Here is a 17,766-nt window from a genome sequence, read left to right on the forward strand (position 1 = left end):
CACAAGGACCAGTTACAGTGCACAGACAGGCAAGGGCTCACCAACGCACCGCCTCCCCCGTGGTCGGACCGCGCTCGTCACCGGCGTCGGGATCCACGCACACCCGCTGCGCCAGGTAGCGGTCTCGACGGAAGAGCGCGGACGGAAAGGGTCATCCATGGCAGGGGCGGGCGGTCCGCTGTCCCGCAGCGGTCTACGCGGCCGAGAGCACGAACTGGGCGAACTCGAGGCACTGGTCGCCTCCGTGGTCCGCACGGGAAGCAGCGGACTGGCCCTCATCCGGGGCGAGCCGGGCATCGGCAAGACGACGCTGCTCGCGGCAGCCGTCTCCATGGCCCGGCAGGCGGGGTACTCCGTCGGCGTCGGCAAGGCCGACGAACTGCACCACATCGTGCCGCTCTCGTCCTTGGCCGCGTGTGTCCTGCACGGTGACCGACCGCTGCTGTCCGCCGATACGTTCGCCGACATCGCCCGCAACCACGACCAGCGGATCTGGTTGCTGGAACGCCTGGCGGAGGCGATCGAAGCCCGGGCGGGCAGCATGCCGGTCCTGATCGGCCTGGACGACGTGCAGTGGGCCGATCCGCTGAGCCGTTTCGCACTGCGGCAGCTTCCGGTACGCCTGCGCACGTCGCCGGTGCTGTGGCTGCTGGCCGGGCGCCGGGAGGCCGCGGGCCCGGCTGAGGAGATCGTCGAGGCTGCGAGCGGCAGCCTCCGGGTGGCCACCGTGGCCCTGGGCCCCCTGTCCGGCGCCGCGATCGCCCAACTGGCCGACGACACGCTCGGCACGGCGGCCGACGAACGGGTACGGGACCTGCTCGACGGAGCGGGCGGGAACCCGTTCCTGGCAGTCGAGATGCTCGCGGCCCTGCGTGACGCCGAATCCTCGGACGACCTCGTCCCCCGCGGACTCGTGGTGGGGGTGCGCGGCAGACTCAGGTCCTTGCAGGCCGACACGCTCCGCTTCCTTCGGATGGGCGCCGTACTGGGACGCAGGTTCGGCTTCCACGACGCCGCCGCGCTCTGCGGGCGACCCGCCGCCGCCCTGATCAACGCCCTTGAGGAAGCCGTGGGCGCCGGCATTCTGGACGATGACGGTGATCACCTGGTCTTCCGGCACGACCTGCTGCGCCAGGCGGTGTACGTCGACCTGTCACCCTCGGCCCGCAAAGCCCTCCACCGGGAGGCCGCCCGGGGTCTCGTCGCCGCGGGACGTCCCCCGGTCGACGCGGTGTCGCACATCCTCAGGGGGGCGGCTCCCGGGGACGAGGAGGCCGTGTCGCTCCTGCGGCGCGCGGCCGAGGACGTGCTGCCGGTCACACCGGGGCTCGCGGCCGACCTGATGACGCGCGCGTTGGAGCTGGTGCCGTCCGCCCGGCCCCTCCGGTACGCCGTGGGAGAGCAGACGATCCTCTTCCTGACCCGGGCCGGCCGGAACGGCGAAGCCCTGTCGACGGGAGACCGGCTGCTGGCGGAGAGACCGCCCCTGGAGGAGTTCAGCCGGCTCCAGGCCGGTCTCGGCGGGGCGCTGTGGAACATGGACCGCGCAGGGGAACTGCGGCGACGGGCCGAAGCGGCCCTCGCCACGGCAGGTGCCGTCCCTCGGATCACCGCGAGGCTGACCGCCCTGCGAACCCTGGCTCTGTCCCGGGACCACGATCTGGTGGCCGCGCGCGAGGCCGGTGAGGCCGCGCTGCGGGCCGCGGTCCAGGCAGGTGACCGCGATGCACACACCCTGGCCCTGTCCGGGCTGGGCGAGATCGCTCAGAACGCCGGAGAGAACGCGCTCGCGCTGAACCGTTTCGCCGCGCTGAGCGCCCTCGACTCCGCCTTCCTGCCCGAAGAGATCATCGCGCACCTGCACATGGACGACTTCGACGCCGGTGGACGGCTGCTCCTCCAGGCGACCGAGGCCGGCACGACGCGTCAGGCGATGCTGTCGTGGGCCCAGGGCCAGCACGATCTGGGGCTGGGCCGGCTCGACGACGCCGACGCCGCCTTCGCGACCATGGAGCATCTGGAGAACGAGGTCAACGCACCGGTCCAGCAGGTGAACGGTCGTGTGATCCGCTCCTGGATCGCCCTGCTGTGCGGTGACCGGGATGCCGCGCGGCTGCATCTGGCCGCGGCGCGGGAGGGGTTGGATGCCAAACCCAACCCGGGCAACACGGCCGCGGTGCGCTTCCTCGAAGCGCTCCACGCCGACGCCGACGGGGACACCGGCCTGAGCGTCGACAGGATTCGCCAAGTGGAACGGGAAGGCCCCTTCATGCGCTGGCGTGTCCTGCGCGACTGGACGGGCCCCGCGATACGTATGGCCCTGAACGGTGCCGACGAGGTACTGGCCGGGGAACTGGCCGCACAGGCCGCGGCCCACGCCGAACGCAACCCTTCCGTGCCGACCGCCACGGGTGTCGCGGCGCACGCCCGTGGACTCGTGGAGCACGATCTCACCGCCCTCCAACGCGCCGTGGACGTGCTCGACTCAGGCCCCCGCCCTCTCGTGAGGGCCGCTGCGGCAGCGGATCTCGGCCGGGCCTTCCTGGCGGCGGGCCGGACAGATCGGGCCGTGCCCGCGCTGACCCACGCCCGCGACACCCTCGTCGCGACGGGCGCTCGCGCCGCGGCGACGCTGGTGCAGCGCGACCTGGAGAAGGCCGGGGCCGGCAGTCGCAGGCCGGCGGCCGTGCAGCGCCCCGTGCAGGGGTGGGAGGCCCTCACCGCGTCGGAGAGGAAGATCGCGCGGCTGGTGGCCCAGGGCCACACCAACCGGTCGGCCGCCGACCTGCTCGTCATCTCCCCGCACACGGTCAACACCCACCTGACGTCCGTGTTCCGCAAACTGTCGATCAACTCCCGGGTGCAGCTGGCCAATCTGGTCACGGCCCTGCCCGGGGACTGACGAGAGGGTTGGTACGTTCACGCGATGCGACGCCGCGACCGGACACGCTTGGTTGAGGGATCCCCCCAGCCCGTCGGAGGTCACCGGCATGCACGGACCCAGCCACCCATCGCCGACCATCGTGCTCGTGCACGGTGCGTTCACGGACGCGTCGTCGTGGGCGGAGGTCATCGCCCTCCTTCACGATGACGGACGGACGGTGCTCGCCCCGGCGAACCCGCTGCGCGATCTGGCCCAGGACGCCGCCTGGATCAGAAGCGTGGTCCAGGGCATCGACGTCCCCGTCGTGCTGGTCGGCCACGACTACGGCGGCGCGGTCATCACAGAGGCCGCCGCCGACGCCGACAACGTCGTGGCCCTGTGCTACGTCGCCGCGTTCGGTCTCGACACGGGCGAGTGCGTCCTGGACGTCGTGAACCGCTTCGCCCCCGCGGCGGGGGCCGGTGCGATCGTCACCGCGGACTCCCCCGCGCACACGTCCGGTCACCCGGAACGCGGCATCCACCTGCGCGAGGACCTGTTCCCCCAGGTGTACGCGGCCGACCTACCGCCCCTCGTCACAGAGGTACGGGCCGTCACCCAACGCCCGATCGCCTGCGCCGCGCTGACCGGCAGATCGGGCAGGCCCGCCTGGGCCTCCACACCGTCCTGGTACGCGATCGCGACCGCCGACCGGATACTCAACCCCACCGCCCAGCGCTTCATGGCCCAGCGCATGGCGGCAGCCGAGCACGTGCTGGACGGATCGCACGCCGTGCTCCTGTCTCAGCCCGCTGCCGTGGTGGCGATGATCCTCGAAGCCGCCGAGCAGAGCCGGTGGCTCTGACGACCACGACGACCACCGCCCGCACCCCGCCTCGGGAACGCCCCGCGCAGTGAGCCCTCCGGGACCATTTAGGATGCATTCGAACAGAATCACGGTCCGGGCAATCCCGACGGCTCTTGGAGCCCCACCTCCGCGCGGTACGGCCTCAGCCCCGAACAGTCACTCGGTAAGGGCACCAGCATGATTTCATCGGCCGGACGGCGGGCATGGCGCGTCTCCACCCACGTGGCCGCCGTTCTCGCGCTCACTTCGGTCATCACCGGATGCGTCGACGGGTCCGGCACCGGGTCCGCCGGGGGCGAGGTCACCTCGATCACCGTGCTCGACTACTACACCGACACGACTGAGCACGCCCAATGGAACGACATGCTGGTGACCTGCGGCAAGGCGGCCGGCGTCAAGATCGAGCATACGAGCGTCCCACCGGCCTCACTCGTTCCCAGGGTGCTGCGGCAAGCCTCTTCGCGGACTCTTCCCGACCTGTTGATGCTGGACAACGCCGACCTCCAGCAGATCGCCCGGACCGGCGCGCTGACCCCGCTGGAGCAGTACGGCATCGACACCTCCGGCATCTCCGAGGGCATCCTGTCAGCGGGCACGTACGAGGGAGAGGTGTACGGGCTGGCTCCCTACGTCAGCACCGTCGCCCTCTTCTACAACAAGGACATGCTCGCCGAAGCCGGTGTCCCCGTGCCCAGAACGTGGGACGAGCTGAAGAAGGCGGCGGCCGCGCTGACCCGCTCGGGAAGGTACGGCATGGCGGTCGACGCGAGCGCCACCTTCGAAAGCAGCTGGCAGTTCCTGCCCTTCCTGTGGTCCAACGGCGGGCACGAGAGACAGCTGGACACCCCGCAGGCCGCGCAGGCGCTCCAGTTGTGGGTCGATCTGGTGTCGAGCGGGTCCATGTCGAAGTCGGTGCTGAACTGGACTCAGGCCGAGGTCCACGACCAGTTCGCCGCCGGGCGGACGGCCATGATGATCAACGGTCCGTGGCGGATCCCCGCTCTGAACGCGGACAAGGACCTGAACTGGGGAGTGGCCCCCGTCCCGGTGCCCCGAACGGGGCAGAACCTGGTCACCCCGCTGGGCGGTGAGGTGTGGACCGTCCCGCAAGGCCCCTCCGAGGCCCGGCAGCAGAAGGCCGCCCAGGTACTCGCCTGCCTCAACAACTCCGCCAACATGCTCGCTCTGGCCGAGCAGCACTTCACGGTCCCCTCCCGCACCGAGGTAGCCGCCCGGTACGCCGAACAGAACCCGTCATCGGCCGTCTTCGTCGAGAGTGTGGAACGAGCGCGCTCCCGCACCGAGGAGCTCGGCGTCAGGTGGCCCAAGGCGGCGACCGGGATCTACACCGCGATCCAGTCCGCGCTGACAGGGAAGCGGATACCGGAGCAGGCCCTGAGACACGCCCAGCAGATCGCGACCGGTGACTGACCCGTCCGGCCCCGGCAGGCGACTCGCCCGGTGGATGTTCGTCCTGCCCGCCGCGGTCTACCTGCTGCTCTTCTTCGGCTACCCGCTCCTCAAGAACGTCGTGATGAGCTTTCAGCAGTACACGATCACCACGTTCTACACGGGCGCCGCCCCGTTCGTGGGGCTGCTGAACTACTCAAGGGTCCTTTCGTCCGAGCTGTTCTCCGAAGCCCTGGTGAACACCGTCCTGTTCACCACGGCCTCCGTCCTCGGACAGTTCGTCATCGGCCTGTTCCTCGCGCTGTTCTTTCAGCGCCGCTTCCCGCTCGGCGGCATCCTGCGTGGGCTTCTGCTGCTGCCCTGGCTCCTGCCCCTGGTCGTCACCGGTACGACCTGGAGGCGGATGCTCGACCCCGAGACGGGTGCCGTCAACGCCCTGCTGCGCGGTCTTCATCTCTCCGCGTCCGGTGTCCCCTGGCTCACCAGCCCCTCACACGCCCTGGTGTCGGTGATCGTCGTCAGCGTCTGGGTCGGCATCCCCTTCAACACGGTGATCCTCCACAGCGGCCTTCAGAACATCCCCGGGCACCTGTCCGAGGCGGCGAAGCTGGACGGCGCCGGACCGGTCAGGTCCTTCCGCCATGTGACCTGGCCGCTGCTGCGGCCTGTGGTGAACGTCGTGCTCGTGCTGGACGTCGTCCACACGGTCAAGGTGCTGGACATCATCCTCGTGGTCACCGGAGGGGGTCCGGCGGACGCCACGGAGACCGTAGCCACCCGCGCCTACGAAATCTCCTTCCAGCAGTTCGAGTTCGGGCGCGGTGCCGTGCTGGGCAACGTGCTCATCGTGCTCTCACTCCTCTTCGCCCTCGTCTACCTGCGCGTCGACCGCCGCGCCCGGAACGTGTGAGACGGAGCTCCCATGAAGCGAGCCCCGCGCCGCGGTCTCCTGTCCACCCTGGTCGGGATCCTCCTGCTCGCGCTGATGCTGTTCCCGGTCTACTGGGTGGTGAACGCCTCCCTCCAGCCGGACGGGAACACGTTGCGAGGAGGCTGGTTCCCCCTTCCGCCCGACTTCAGCGGATACGTCGTCGCGCTGCGCGCTCAGGGGCGCGCTCTCCTCACCAGCATCATCGTGTCCCTCGGCAGCGTGGTCCTCAGCCTCGGGCTGGCGGCGCCGGCGGCCCACGCGCTGGCACGGTTCTCCCTGCGCGGTACCGACCTCATGCTCCTGGGGGTCCTGATCACGAAGATGGTGCCCGGCATCGTCGTGGCCAACGCGCTCTACAGCGCCTACAGCGACCTCGGTCTGCTGAACTCCCACCTCGGTCTGATCCTCGCCCAGTCCACCGCCGGCACCCCCCTCGCCATCGTCATCCTGTACTCGTTCATGCGGACCATCCCCGAAGAGATCATCGACGCCGCTCGCGTGGACGGCGCCGGCCCGCTGCGCGTCTTCCGCTCCGTGGTGCTGCCGGTGAGCGTCAACGCGTTAATCACCGCTGCGGTCTTCACCTTCCTCTTCGCCTGGAGCGACTTCCTCTTCGCCCTCACCCTGACCACCACGCAGACCGTCCAGCCGATCACTCTCGGCGTCTACCAGTACCTCGGTGCCCACACGAACCAGTGGAACGCCGCCATGGCCACCGCGGTCCTGGCCTCCGCCCCCGCCGCCCTGCTGCTGGTCGTCTCCCAGCGTTACATCACCGCCGGCGCCACCGAGGGAGCCATCAGGTGACACCACGTCGCTGCTGACCAGGGACTGGATCTAGCGGGTTCACGCGATGTGCCGGTCCGGTCCCGCTGGCACGGTGGTGAGGAAGGCACACACCGGCCGAAGGACAGGAAACAGTGGCCCCAGATGTCCAGGAACCCAGCGCTCTCCACCATCTCCACACCCTCGACCCGCTGTCCGCCCCGCACCGGCGTGCGTACTGGCGCGCGGCTCTGTCCCGGATGTTCGGCGTCGTGGACATGACCGCCCCGGACGACGCAGGCACCGGCACGATCAGTGCCACACCGCTCGGGCGCCTCCAGGCCGTCACCGTGGCCGGCGACGCCCTGACCGCCGTGCGAACGCACCGACTCGCCGCGGGCCACAGCCGGAGTGGGTACGTCGTGGTCACGTTGCTGGACAGCGGGTCCGGCCGCTTGGAGCAGGACAGCCGTGTTGCGCTTCTGACCGCCGGAGACGTCTTCGTCCACGACGTGGCCCGCCCCCTCCGGTTGTCCTTCCCCGAGCCCTTCCGGACGAAGTCCCTTGTTCTGCCGAGGGACGTCCTGAGTCTGAGCGAGGACGACCTGGCCCGAGTGACCGCCCGTCCGCTCGGCCCCGACACGTCTCTCGGCGGTCTGCTCGCGCCCTTCCTGGCCGGACTCGTGGACGGCGCCGGAAACTGCGCGCCGCGCACCGGCGAACTGATGGCACGCAACGTGGTGGATCTGCTCGACGTGCTGGCCGACGAAATCCTCGGCCGGGCGACCGAGGACCTGCCCCGTGGGAACCGGGCACTGCTGCTGCGGATCCAGGCGTTCATCGACCGGCACCTCGCGGATCCCGATCTGACCCCGCAGGCCATCGCCGAGGCCCACCACATATCCCTGCGCTATCTGCACAAGCTGTTCGAGAGTGAGGACGCCACAGTCGGCCGCTGGATTCAGCGCCGTCGCCTGGAGACCTGCCGACGCGACCTGACGCTGCACAGGAACGCCGCGATCGCCGCGGTGGCACACCGGTGGGGCTTCACCAGCGCCGCGCACTTCAGCCGGGTGTTCCGGACCGCTTACGGCATGGCACCCCGTGAGTGGCGGGCGACTCAACGACCGACGCCGCAGCACCTCTCGTCCGCACAGCTCACGGATGCCCGATGACCCGTACGCCGTCCGCCTCTCCTTCGGCGCGCCGGCAACCGGCCCCGGGGGCCGGGTGTTCGCCCGCCCGTTGCTCGTCGAGGACCTGCGTCGCCCCGTCGGCCGGCCTCGTCGCGTCGCGCACCACGGGCCCGGCGGCAGCATCGAACGAATGCGTCACCTCGGGTGCGGTCCCCGGCGCCAACAAGCGGCGGGCGAGCTCCTCGTGCCCGCGGTCGGTGGCCGTGAGCCGGTCGTGGTGCTGGGCGAGATGCTCGGACCACGAGGCGACCAGGTAGTTCTCGACGAACCTTTCCGGATCGTTGCCGTCCTGGTAGAGCCCCCAGGCGTAGGCTCCCGTGCGCCGACGTGAACGGGCCACGCGGGTCATGTGGTCGGTGAACGCGGCCCTGTTCTCGGAGCCGACCCGGTAGGACACCGAGATCAGCACCGGGCCGTCGGCCGGGCCCGGCACGAACACCAGCGGCGGGACGGGCCAGTGGTCGGACGGCGTCGGGTCGACCGCGTCCGCGTCGGCGTTCAGCGGCCAGCGGCGCGTGCTCACCGCACAGGCCAGGAGCGACGCGGCGGCTGTCAGGAGGGAGACGGTCAGTCCCGCTCCGGCGGCCAGCGCGCCCCATACGGGCGCCGCCAGGGCCTGCCCGCCCTGGAAGACCAGGAGGTACACCGCGAGCCCCCGTGCCCGCACCCAGCCGGGGAGCGTCGCCTGGAGAGCCGCGTTGAGGGTGGACAGCACGCCGATCCAGGCCAGCCCGGCGGGGAGCAGTACCACCACCGTCAGCCAGGCAACCGGCACCGTCGCCAGGACGGCCAGCACCGCCGCGAAGACGACGGCACCGGCGGCGAGTGTGCCGCTGGCACCGAGGGCGCGTCGCACGGCCGGCAGGACGAAGGCACCGCCGACGGCACCGGCACCGACCGCGCCGAGCAGCAGACCGTACCCGCCCGAGCCCAGTTCGAGGGAGCGGCTCGCGACCAGGGGGAGCAGCGACCACAGCGCGGCGCCGCCGGGTATGAACAGCACCGTGCGGAGCAGGATCCGGCGGACCCCGGGGGTGTTGCACACGTACCGGCGACCGACGCCCAGGGCCGTCAGGACGCTGTCGTTCCCGGCCGTGGGTGCCTGGGGCTGCGGCCGCTTCCAGAACAGGAGTACGGCGGCGATACCCAGGTAGGACACCGCGTTGAAGGCGAAGACCCAGCCGGCGCCCGCCGCCGCGACGACCGCCCCGCCGAGGGCCGGGCCGAGCGCTCGGGCCAGGTTCATGTTCACGGCGCCGAGCGCGGCGGCCTCGCCCAGCATGTCCCGCTCCACCAGCTCCGGTTGGATCGCCTGCCAGGCCGGACCCATCAGGGCGGTCCCGCACCCCATGAGGAAGGTGAGGCCGAGCAGGACACCGGGCGTGAGCTCGCCGGCGAACGCGAGGACAGCCAGCCCGGAGGAGACGACGAGCATGGCGATCTGAGCGGCCAGCAGCACTCTGCGGCGGTCGTAACGGTCGGCCAGCGCGCCCGAGGGCAGGGCCAGCAGCATGACGGGCAGGCCGGACGCGGTCTGGACGAGTGTCACCAGTTCGGCACTGTGCCCGATCAGCAGCCATTGCGCGCCCACCGTCTGCATCCAGCTGCCGACGTTGGAGACGAGCTGTGCGATCCACAGGGCGCGGAAGACGCGCGCTGTGAGCGGAGACCAGGCCGAAGCCCGCCGTCGACGCGTCGTCGTTGACACCGGGGCACCCACGGCTCAGGACGGCGACCGGGTCCAGGCCGGTTCGGCGGCCGAGAGACGGTGCGTGATCACGGTCGTGAGGGCGAGGAGCAGGAGGATCAGGGCGAGGGTGAGCACGAGGTGGTCGTGCAGCACCAGCTGTGCGCCCGCGTAGGCGCCGAGGAACATGATCAGCACCGACAGGATCCGGCGGCCGGGCCGCGGCCCCTCACCGCCGGCCCGGCCGGAGTCCGCGGCCAGGCCCGTCAGCGTCAGGGTCAGCACGGTCGTGGTGAGGTCGGGGACCCCGAGTCGCCGGGCGGCGGCGTTCTGAAGGCCCATGGCGAGTCCGAGAAAGACGATCAGTGTGTACCGGACGGCCGTGGTGACCTGCCCGTCGGTGGCCGCCGCGGCGGCCACGGTGACAACGACCAGCACCGTCTGTACGGCTGTGGCCGCCTTCAGCAGCTTTCCCCGGTGTGTCGCGAACCGGTTGGCGAGTCGGCCGCCGGCGAGCGCTCCGGTGAGGAAGGCCGCCAACGCCACGACGGAGGCGACCGCGGACAGGTCCGCGGCGCCGACCAGGGCGAACCCGAGGAACACCACGTTGCCCGTCATGTTGGCGACGAAGACATGCCCGAGCGCCAGATAGCTCACCGCGTCGACCAGGCCGGTCACCAGCGTCAGCGTGAGCATGAGAGGAGGCAGCGGGCCGTGGCGGTCCTGCCTGGGCGGCGCGAGAGTGCGGACCATGTCATGCAGCAGCCTGCGCACTGTGCTTCCCTTCCGTAGCGGTGGCCGGGCGGTGCAGCACGGCGCGTGTCAGCAGTCCGCTGACCGGGCCGGCCAGGAGCGCGCACAGGACGACCCACAGCGGCCAGGGGTCGAGGTCCAGCGCCCGGTCGAGCGACCACCGGCCGGGCCCGGTGAGGGCCAGCACAGCGAAGACGGCGACGAGGACCAGTGGGTATTCGTATCCGTCGTTCTGCACCCACAGGCCCTTGCGCCGCTTGACGGTGCCCGCGACCGTCATCACTCCCATGGCCGCCATCGCGGCCGGCGGGGTGAGCAGGCCGGCGGCCAGGAACAGGCCGGCGCCGATCTGACTGGCGCCCGCGACGACCGCGGTGATCCGGCCACCGCGGAACCCGTCGCGGCGGAACTCCTCGGCTCCGCCCGCAAGGCCGTTGCCTCCCAGCCGGAAGCTCACCTTCTGGACTCCGTGACCGGCGAGGAGCAATCCCGTCACCAGCCGGAGGACCAGCAGTCCAGCGTCCATGGTTTCCCTGTCTGTTCCTGACTCGGTGTGCGTGACCGCGGCGTGTGCCGAGCGGAATCAGCCGGCGGCGTGGGCTCCGATGACGGCCTGGGCGTAGACGACGCCGAGGCCGTAGGTACCGGCGTGCTCCTTCACGACGTCCATGACCGACATGTAGGTCTCGCCGCGCGCCCAGTCACGCTGGAGTTCGAGCAGCACCTGGACCCAGGTGACCGGGACCACGCCGCCCTGGACCATGCGCTGGACGGCGTGCTCGTGGGCCTGCGGGCTGACGCCGCCGGACGCGTCGGTGACCACGTAGACCTCGTAGCCCTGGGCCAGGGCGGAGAGGGCGGGCAGGACGACGCAGACCTCGGTCCACAGCCCGGCGATGACGAGCTTCTTGCGGCCGGTGGCCTTGACCGCGTCGACGAAGGCGGCGTCCTCCCAGGCGTTCATCGTGGTCCGGTCGACGATCTCCTGCTCGGGGAAGACCCCGGCCAGCTGCGGCAGGAGCGGTCCGGAGAAGGACTCGGCGGCCACGGTGCTCAGCACGACCGGTACGTCGAACGCCTTGGCGGCCTTCGCCAGCCCGACGGTCGCGTTGATGATCGCGGTGCGGTCGCCGCTGCCGGTGCCGAAGAACATCTGCGGCTGGTGGTCGACGAACAGAACGGCACAGTTGTCCGGGGTGAGCAGGTCGGGGCTGGGGGCCGCGGTGACCTCGGAGACGTTGACCATGGAAAAGCCTTTCCTGACGGGGTGGACGCGGACAGGTGTCCGCGGGTGGGTCGGCCGCGCCGTGCGCGGTGTGCCGCGATGCGGTGGAACATCCGGGAGGGACGGCTCATGACCGGCAACTCCCGGGAGATCAGAGGGAGAAGCAGGGGTCGAAGAACGTGCTCGACGGCCGGGGGTCGGCAGTGCGCCGGGCCCGCCACTGGCGGTGCTGCTCGGACTCGGTGACGGCCTGGCCCAGCAGTTCCGCCTGGCGGGCGCCGGACCATCCGGTGGCGGGCGTGGCCTGGTAGCCGCCGAAGTGAGCCACCGGGCTCCATGCGGGGCTGACCGGCGGCAGTTCCTCCTCAAGGCCCTCGTACTCGGCGGCCGCGTGGACGATCCGGCCCCCGACGACCGTCAGCAGGGACTCGATGTGTGCGATGTCCTGTTCGGGGACGTTGAAGTAGTCCTCGGAAAGGACTGCCAGATCGGCGAGGAAACCGCTGCGCAGGACGCCCTTGACCCCTTCCTCCCCGGTCAGTGCGGCGCCGGCCTCGGTGAACATCGCCAGCGCGGTCCGGCGGTCGACCCGGTTGTGCGGTGGACGCAGGACCAAGTCGCCCGCGGTACGGCCGGTGACCAGCCAGTGCAGGGCGATCCACGGGTTGTAGGTGGAGACCCGGGTGGCGTCGGTGCCGGCACCGACGGTCAGTCCCCGCTCCAGCATGGACCGCAGCGGCGGGGCGTCCGCAGCGGCTCCAGGGCCGTAGCGACTGAGGAACGCCTCGCCCTGGAAGGAAAGGCGGTTCTGCACGGACATGGCGCCGCCGAGGGCCGCGATGCGGTCCAGGCTGTCCGCGGAGACGGTTTCCGCATGGTCGAACAGCCATCGGTTGCCGCCCGGAAAGAGCCCGTCCGCCGCTATCTTCTCAAAAACCGCGAGGTCCCGGCGAATGGTCTCGTCATAGGTGGCGTGCAGCCGGAAACCCCAACCGTTCTCCATCAGGAGACGTACGGCCTTCTCGAACTCCGACTCGTAGTCGCTCAGTTCCGGCCGGGGCTCGGCGAAGTTCTCGAAGTCCGCCGCCGCCCACGTCAAGTTCTCGCCCGCTCCGTTGAGACGGAGCCATTCGTCTCCGTCCTCGGGCCGGGCCACTTCGATCCAGCGCTTGAGGTCGTCGATCTCCTGGCCGGCGGTCTGCGGGAACAGGTGATAGGCGATACGCAAGGAGAGTTGGCCCGCCTTCGCCAGTTCGACGACCGTGCTGTAGTTGTCCGGGAAGTTCTGGAACCCTCCGGCCGCGTCGATCGCCGATGTCAGGCCGAACCTGTTCAGCTCCCGCAGGAAGTGCCGAGTGGAGGTCTTCCTGTCCTCCCCCTCCAGCATCGGGGCCTTGGCGAGAGTCGAGTACAGGACGAGCGCACTGGGCGCCGCCAGCAGCATGCCCGTGGGCTCGCCGTCCCGCCCCCGTACGATCTGGCCGCCTTTGGGGTCGGGGGTGTCCCGGGTGAGTCCGGCGGCCTTGACGGCTGCCCGGTTGAGCACCGCGGCCTGGTAGAGGTGCAGGACGAAGACCGGAGTGTCGGGCGCGGCGGCGTTCAGCTCGGCGACGGTCGGCAGCCGCCGTTCGGCGAACTGCTCGGCGGACCATCCGCCCACGACCCGTACCCACTGGCCCTTGGGCGTGCGTGCCGCCTGCTCCCGCAGCATCGCCAGTCCCTGGCGAAGCGTGCGGACGCCGTCCCAGCGCAGTTCGAGTACGTAATGGAGACCGCCACGGATGACATGCAGGTGCGCGTCGTTCAGACCCGGAATCATCCGGCGGCCGAGCGCGTCCACCACCTGCGTCTCCGGGCCGACGTGCGGGGCGACGTCGTTGTCGTCACCGACCACGGTGATGACGCCGTCGCGAATGGCGATCGCCTCGGCCTGCGGACGGATCGGATCTCCGGTGTGGATTCTGGCGTTGCGGACGACGAGGTCCGCGGCGTTGTCGGTGGCGCGGCGCGTAAGCCCACCGACCGGCATCGTGGACACCTTTTCGACCTCCTTCTACGGAACGGAAAACGCCGATGCCGTCCGCACCGACTTCGACGCACGCCACCATCAGCGGACGGAAACCGATCTGCCTGCGCATGCATTCGGGCGCTTGCTTCTGCGCCGCAAACTTATGCCGCACCCAAGAAGCCGGCTTTTCCGGCAGTGCACGGGATGCGTTCCCAGAGTGCACTGAGCCTTCTTCGCCGACACGGTGATTCCACTCGCCGTACCGGCACCCAAGGGGCCCACTGCGCAGCCGATTTCGCGCACGCGGAGAACATATCGATGGCGCTTTCAGACAAACACCATCCGCACGAACCCGTAATCTCTGCGCTCAAGGGGCCTGTCTGCAACTGACGGCCCACAAACTGTTTCAAGGGAGTGATTCATGAGCCCCCAGGTGAAGGCATTCGGGTTCGGCATGCCGTGGGAATCGTTGTACGGGTACAGCCAGGCCACCCAGGTCGGTGACACGGTTCATGTGTCGGGGCAGCTGTCTCACGACCGTCACGGCAACTTCGTGGGGGCGGACGACTTCGAGGTGCAGGTCCGCACCACGCTGGAGAATCTGGACCTGGTGCTGGAGCAGTTCGGGGCCGAGCGCAGCCAGATAGTGGAGACCACGGTTCTGGTGAGAAACCTGCGCGAGAACTTCGACGCGACGGCACGCCTTCACGCCGAGTACTTCGGGGAGCACCGGCCCACCAGCACGGTCATGGGTGTCGCCGACTTGGCACTGCCGGACCAACTCGTCGAGATCGGCGCGCTCGTGCGTCTCGATGTGAAGGTGTAGGTGAGAAGGCCGGCCCCCTTCCTTCCGTGAGGCACTTCCCTCCTGCGGGGAGAGGTGCGGATCAGCGGCGCCGCGCCCCGGCCACCACGGCCGCGGCCGTCAGGAGCAGCCCGGAGACCAGCGCGGGTGCGGTGGTCCAGGAAGCCGCCAGGACCCCGGCCGCTGCCACAGGGAACACAAGGCGTTCGGCCGGGCTCTTCTGGTGCGGCAGCAGTTGCACCGCCCAGACCGTCAGCAGGAACACGGCCGCCGGGACGGTGATCGCGGCACCCGCGGCGGCCGGCGTGGCCGTGGTGTGGCGTGTGACGTGGTCGGCGTAGGAGGCAAGGCCGGCGCCCTCCGCAGTCGCCGAGGCGAACACGAGGTAGTGGCCGTAGGCCCAGGGGAATCTCCTGCGGTGGTCCTGGTGGGTTGTTGCGAGCAGGGTGTGCGCGGGGCGGGCGAAGTACAGCCACCACATGGCGAAGGCCATGAGCAGGCCGCCCGCCGCCAGCGCCCAGAGCGGACCGGTGCCGTGGTGCCGGTCGAAGGCGCCACGGACGGCGACGGTGGCCGCCGCCACGGATTCGCCCAGCACGATGAGGGTGAACAGCCCGTAGCGCTCCGCGATGTGGCCCGGATGCCAGGGGGTCATCCCGGCGGACTGGGCCCACACGGGTACGGACAACTCAGCCAGGATCATCACCACGATGCCCGGAAGCATCCAGCCCGCCGGGACGAGAAGCAGTCCCACCCAGCCGAGTTGGCACACGGCCACACCGGAGGCGAAACGCAGCGCGGTCCTGCGTCGAACGGGGTCGGCCAGCGCGGCGCGCAGCCAGAGTGCGGCCAGAGCCGTGCGCAGTACGACGTACCCGACGGTGATGACGGTCAGGTCACCGGCCTCGAAGGCGCGGTCCACGCCTGCCGCGAGCACGAGTGATCCCGTGATCTGTAGGAGCACCGAGAGCCGGTACGGAACGTCGTCCGGGTCGTAGGCGGAAGCGAACCAGGTGAAGTTCATCCACGCCCACCAGATGGTGAAGAACACCAGCGCGAAGCGCAGCACGCCGGTGACGGGATCGCCGGTCTCCAGTGCCGCGTGCAGACTCCCGGACGCCTGCGCCACCGCGACGACGAAGCACAGGTCGAAGAAGAGCTCCAGAGGGGTGGAGGTCCGGTGCGACTCACCGGAATCGCGGCCGGTCATGGTGCGCCATCGCCTGGTGTCCCGTGGCGTCAGCGAGGTGAGACGGCGGTTCAACGGAGGGCTCCCGGAGCCGCCCCGACCGTCCGCTGCAACGTGGGGCAGGTGGGGAACACGCGCCGCAGCCGGTCGACCGGTACTGCGACGTACGCGCCGCCCGGTCCCAGCCCGACGACCACTACGTCGGCCTGTTCGTTCGCACTCATGCCTCTCCTCGTTCTGCCGGCACACAGGGCACGGGCTCTTCGGCCGACGCTAGAGCGGCCGGAAGGCGGGTCGAGTCCGTCAACGCACGCGTACTTGCCCGAAAGTGAAAGGCCGGCGCCGGGGCAGGGCACAGTGCGCCGTCAGTCACCACCGCGTGCACTGCTGGTCAAGGCGGTACCGGACCGGGAACCTAACGTCCCCGAGGTACACGCAGCACCACACACCCGGGAGACGCGCATGACCGTCGACTCGTCCGCCCATCACGGAAGTCAGCCTTGGCTGCATCAGAAGGGGGAGGTGATCCAGGAGTTCGGAACCGTCAAGCAGTTCCCGGTCGCCCTCTCCTACGAGACGCGGATGTATTCCTGCCAGCGTCTGAACAAGGTCCTCGCCGACACGCAGATCCTCTTCGGCCTCTACAAGAAGCACCACTGGTTGATGCGGGGTGCCACCTTCTACCAGTTGCACCTGGTTCTGGACCAGCACGCGGGGGAGCAGCTGGAGATCATCGACGCCCTCGCCGAGCGGGTCCAGTCGCTGGGCGGTGTCGCGGTGGGAGATGCCCGACACGTCGCTGAGATCACGTCGATCCCGAGGCCGCCGAACGGGGTGGAGGAAGTGCCCGCCATGCTCTCCCGTTTGCTGGAGGCACACGAGACGATCCTCGTGGACGCCCATGACGCCGCAGCCCGGGCGGCCGGGAGCGGCGACGACGGCACCAACGATCTGCTGGTCTCCCAGGTGATCAGGACCGGTGAGCGACAGGCGTGGTTCCTGGCCGAGCACCTGGTCGACACACCCCTGGTCCGTACCTGACCAGCCTGCTGCGGTTTCGGATTACTGGAGGGGGCTCCAGCGCATCCCCTATGACGCGCAACCGTCCGCCCGCGCGACGCTCCGCGCCGCCGGACCGGCCCGGGAGACCGCCGGCCTTGCGCGAGAGGGCCACCGCGCGGGCGGAGCGAGCGGCACGTCGGCCGCGGTCGCAGGCGGCCCCTCGTTGCCGACCCCGCGGACCGGAGGCCGAAGCCCGAGCGAGAGCACTGCGAGGCCACTTTCTGTGCACGTAGAGGCATCTCGCTCGCCCTGGGGGCTCATACCTTCGGAAAGTACCCCATCACCCGCAAGACTGGAGGACCAGTGCAGTTCGGTATTTTCAGCGTCGGTGACGTCACGCCCGACCCCACGACCGGCCGGACGCCGACCGAGCGGGAGCGGATCAAGGCCATGGTCGCCATCGCGCTGAAGGCCGAGGAGGTCGGTCTGGACGTGTTCGCGACCGGCGAGCACCACAACCCGCCCTTCGTGCCCTCCTCCCCGACCACGATGCTCGGCTACGTCGCGGCGCGCACCGAGCGGCTGATCCTCTCCACGGCCACGACCCTGATCACCACCAACGACCCGGTGAAGATCGCCGAGGACTTCGCGATGCTCCAGCACCTGGCCGACGGCCGGGTGGACCTCATGATGGGACGCGGCAACACCGGCCCGGTCTACCCCTGGTTCGGCAAGGACATCCGGCAGGGCATCAACCTCGCGATCGAGAACTACGCCCTGCTGCACCGCCTGTGGCGCGAGGACGTCGTCGACTGGGAAGGGAAGTTCCGCACCCCGCTCCAGGGCTTCACCTCCACCCCCCGCCCGCTGGACGGCGTCGCGCCCTTCGTGTGGCACGGCTCGATCCGCTCCCCGGAGATCGCCGAGCAGGCCGCGTACTACGGCGACGGCTTCTTCCACAACAACATCTTCTGGCCCGCCGACCACACCAAGCGCATGGTCGAGCTGTACCGGACGCGGTACGCCCACCACGGGCACGGCACCCCCGAGCAGGCGATCGTCGG

16 protein-coding genes are annotated in these 17,766 nt (G+C 70.1%); 9 read left to right on the forward strand and 7 right to left on the reverse strand.

Annotated features, from left to right (window positions below; all coding sequences use genetic code 11):
* Positions 1-157: 157 nt before the first annotated feature.
* The 6 genes from GTY56_RS34580 (at position 158) to GTY56_RS34605 (ending at position 8,012) form a co-directional block, all read left to right on the forward strand.
* Complete coding sequence (locus GTY56_RS34580; protein WP_161369233.1) at positions 158-2,902, forward strand: helix-turn-helix transcriptional regulator; 2,745 nt, start codon at positions 158-160, stop codon at positions 2,900-2,902.
* An 88-nt stretch (positions 2,903-2,990) separates the two neighbouring features.
* Complete coding sequence (locus tag GTY56_RS34585) at positions 2,991-3,728, forward strand: alpha/beta fold hydrolase (RefSeq protein ID WP_202511124.1); 738 nt, start codon at positions 2,991-2,993, stop codon at positions 3,726-3,728.
* A gap of 180 nt (positions 3,729-3,908) precedes the next feature.
* The gene (locus tag GTY56_RS34590; protein WP_161369234.1) at positions 3,909-5,162 is read left to right on the forward strand and encodes a sugar ABC transporter substrate-binding protein; all 1,254 of its coding nucleotides are present in this window, start codon (positions 3,909-3,911) and stop codon (positions 5,160-5,162) included.
* A gap of 34 nt (positions 5,163-5,196) precedes the next feature.
* Positions 5,197-6,051 carry a carbohydrate ABC transporter permease gene (locus GTY56_RS34595; protein ID WP_161369248.1) on the forward strand — a complete coding sequence of 285 codons (855 nt, stop codon included), beginning with the start codon at positions 5,197-5,199 and terminating at the stop codon, positions 6,049-6,051.
* Positions 6,052-6,063: 12 nt separating this feature from the next.
* Entirely contained in the window at positions 6,064-6,879 is an 816-nt protein-coding gene (locus tag GTY56_RS34600) for a carbohydrate ABC transporter permease (RefSeq protein WP_161369235.1), read from the forward strand.
* A 113-nt stretch (positions 6,880-6,992) separates the two neighbouring features.
* On the forward strand, positions 6,993-8,012 hold the full coding sequence (locus GTY56_RS34605; protein WP_346345650.1) for a helix-turn-helix domain-containing protein: 1,020 nt from the start codon (positions 6,993-6,995) through the stop codon (positions 8,010-8,012).
* Here the strand turns inward: GTY56_RS34605 and GTY56_RS34610 are convergent.
* The 5 genes from GTY56_RS34610 to GTY56_RS34630 all read right to left on the reverse strand — a co-directional run bounded on the left by GTY56_RS34610 (position 7,996) and on the right by GTY56_RS34630 (position 13,727).
* Complete coding sequence (locus GTY56_RS34610) at positions 7,996-9,741, reverse strand: MFS transporter (protein WP_346345651.1); 1,746 nt, start codon at positions 9,739-9,741, stop codon at positions 7,996-7,998. The genes GTY56_RS34605 and GTY56_RS34610 overlap by 17 nt on opposite strands.
* Positions 9,742-9,756: 15 nt before the next feature.
* On the reverse strand, positions 9,757-10,494 hold the full coding sequence (locus GTY56_RS34615; protein ID WP_161369237.1) for a DUF1275 family protein: 738 nt from the start codon (positions 10,492-10,494) through the stop codon (positions 9,757-9,759).
* Positions 10,475-10,999, reverse strand: a complete 525-nt coding sequence (locus tag GTY56_RS34620; RefSeq protein ID WP_161369238.1) for a DoxX family protein — start codon at positions 10,997-10,999, stop codon at positions 10,475-10,477. The genes GTY56_RS34615 and GTY56_RS34620 overlap by 20 nt, the downstream gene beginning before the upstream one ends.
* Before the next feature lie 57 nt (positions 11,000-11,056).
* The gene (locus GTY56_RS34625) at positions 11,057-11,719 is read right to left on the reverse strand and encodes a hydrolase (protein ID WP_161369239.1); all 663 of its coding nucleotides are present in this window, start codon (positions 11,717-11,719) and stop codon (positions 11,057-11,059) included.
* 130 nt (positions 11,720-11,849) lie between these two features.
* On the reverse strand, positions 11,850-13,727 hold the full coding sequence (locus GTY56_RS34630; RefSeq protein WP_202511131.1) for an amidohydrolase: 1,878 nt from the start codon (positions 13,725-13,727) through the stop codon (positions 11,850-11,852).
* A gap of 400 nt (positions 13,728-14,127) precedes the next feature.
* Between GTY56_RS34630 and GTY56_RS34635 the strand changes: the two genes are divergently transcribed.
* On the forward strand, positions 14,128-14,532 hold the full coding sequence (locus tag GTY56_RS34635; RefSeq protein ID WP_161369241.1) for a RidA family protein: 405 nt from the start codon (positions 14,128-14,130) through the stop codon (positions 14,530-14,532).
* Positions 14,533-14,593: 61 nt separating this feature from the next.
* Here GTY56_RS34635 and GTY56_RS34640 read toward each other — a convergent pair whose 3' ends face one another.
* Both GTY56_RS34640 and GTY56_RS34645 read right to left on the reverse strand, forming a co-directional pair.
* Positions 14,594-15,721 carry a low temperature requirement protein A gene (locus GTY56_RS34640; RefSeq protein WP_161369242.1) on the reverse strand — a complete coding sequence of 376 codons (1,128 nt, stop codon included), beginning with the start codon at positions 15,719-15,721 and terminating at the stop codon, positions 14,594-14,596.
* 50 nt (positions 15,722-15,771) lie between these two features.
* The gene (locus GTY56_RS34645) at positions 15,772-15,924 is read right to left on the reverse strand and encodes a hypothetical protein (protein WP_161369243.1); all 153 of its coding nucleotides are present in this window, start codon (positions 15,922-15,924) and stop codon (positions 15,772-15,774) included.
* A 238-nt stretch (positions 15,925-16,162) separates the two neighbouring features.
* On the opposite strand from GTY56_RS34645, the gene GTY56_RS34650 reads away from it, so the two are divergent.
* Positions 16,163-16,741 carry a Dps family protein gene (locus tag GTY56_RS34650; protein ID WP_161369244.1) on the forward strand — a complete coding sequence of 193 codons (579 nt, stop codon included), beginning with the start codon at positions 16,163-16,165 and terminating at the stop codon, positions 16,739-16,741.
* Positions 16,742-17,065: 324 nt separating this feature from the next.
* The coding region (locus GTY56_RS34655; RefSeq protein ID WP_161369245.1) for a CE1758 family FMN-dependent luciferase-like monooxygenase at positions 17,066-17,766 on the forward strand (701 nt) is incomplete at its 3' end.

The organism is Streptomyces sp. SID5643 (assembly GCF_009872555.1).
Taxonomy (GTDB): Bacteria; Actinomycetota; Actinomycetes; order Streptomycetales; family Streptomycetaceae; genus Streptomyces; species Streptomyces iakyrus.

Coding starts and splice junctions, on each gene's coding strand:
- GTY56_RS34580 (WP_161369233.1), top strand. CDS start 158: ATGGCAGGGGCGGGCGGTCCGCTGTCCCGCAGCGGTCTACGCGGCCGA.
- GTY56_RS34620 (WP_161369238.1), bottom strand. CDS start 10,999: ATGGACGCTGGACTGCTGGTCCTCCGGCTGGTGACGGGATTGCTCCTC.
- GTY56_RS34635 (WP_161369241.1), top strand. CDS start 14,128: ATGAGCCCCCAGGTGAAGGCATTCGGGTTCGGCATGCCGTGGGAATCG.
- GTY56_RS34625 (WP_161369239.1), bottom strand. CDS start 11,719: ATGGTCAACGTCTCCGAGGTCACCGCGGCCCCCAGCCCCGACCTGCTC.
- GTY56_RS34585 (WP_202511124.1), top strand. CDS start 2,991: ATGCACGGACCCAGCCACCCATCGCCGACCATCGTGCTCGTGCACGGT.
- GTY56_RS34640 (WP_161369242.1), bottom strand. CDS start 15,721: ATGACCGGCCGCGATTCCGGTGAGTCGCACCGGACCTCCACCCCTCTG.
- GTY56_RS34600 (WP_161369235.1), top strand. CDS start 6,064: ATGAAGCGAGCCCCGCGCCGCGGTCTCCTGTCCACCCTGGTCGGGATC.
- GTY56_RS34630 (WP_202511131.1), bottom strand. CDS start 13,727: ATGCCGGTCGGTGGGCTTACGCGCCGCGCCACCGACAACGCCGCGGAC.
- GTY56_RS34595 (WP_161369248.1), top strand. CDS start 5,197: ATGTTCGTCCTGCCCGCCGCGGTCTACCTGCTGCTCTTCTTCGGCTAC.
- GTY56_RS34650 (WP_161369244.1), top strand. CDS start 16,163: ATGACCGTCGACTCGTCCGCCCATCACGGAAGTCAGCCTTGGCTGCAT.
- GTY56_RS34645 (WP_161369243.1), bottom strand. CDS start 15,924: ATGAGTGCGAACGAACAGGCCGACGTAGTGGTCGTCGGGCTGGGACCG.
- GTY56_RS34590 (WP_161369234.1), top strand. CDS start 3,909: ATGATTTCATCGGCCGGACGGCGGGCATGGCGCGTCTCCACCCACGTG.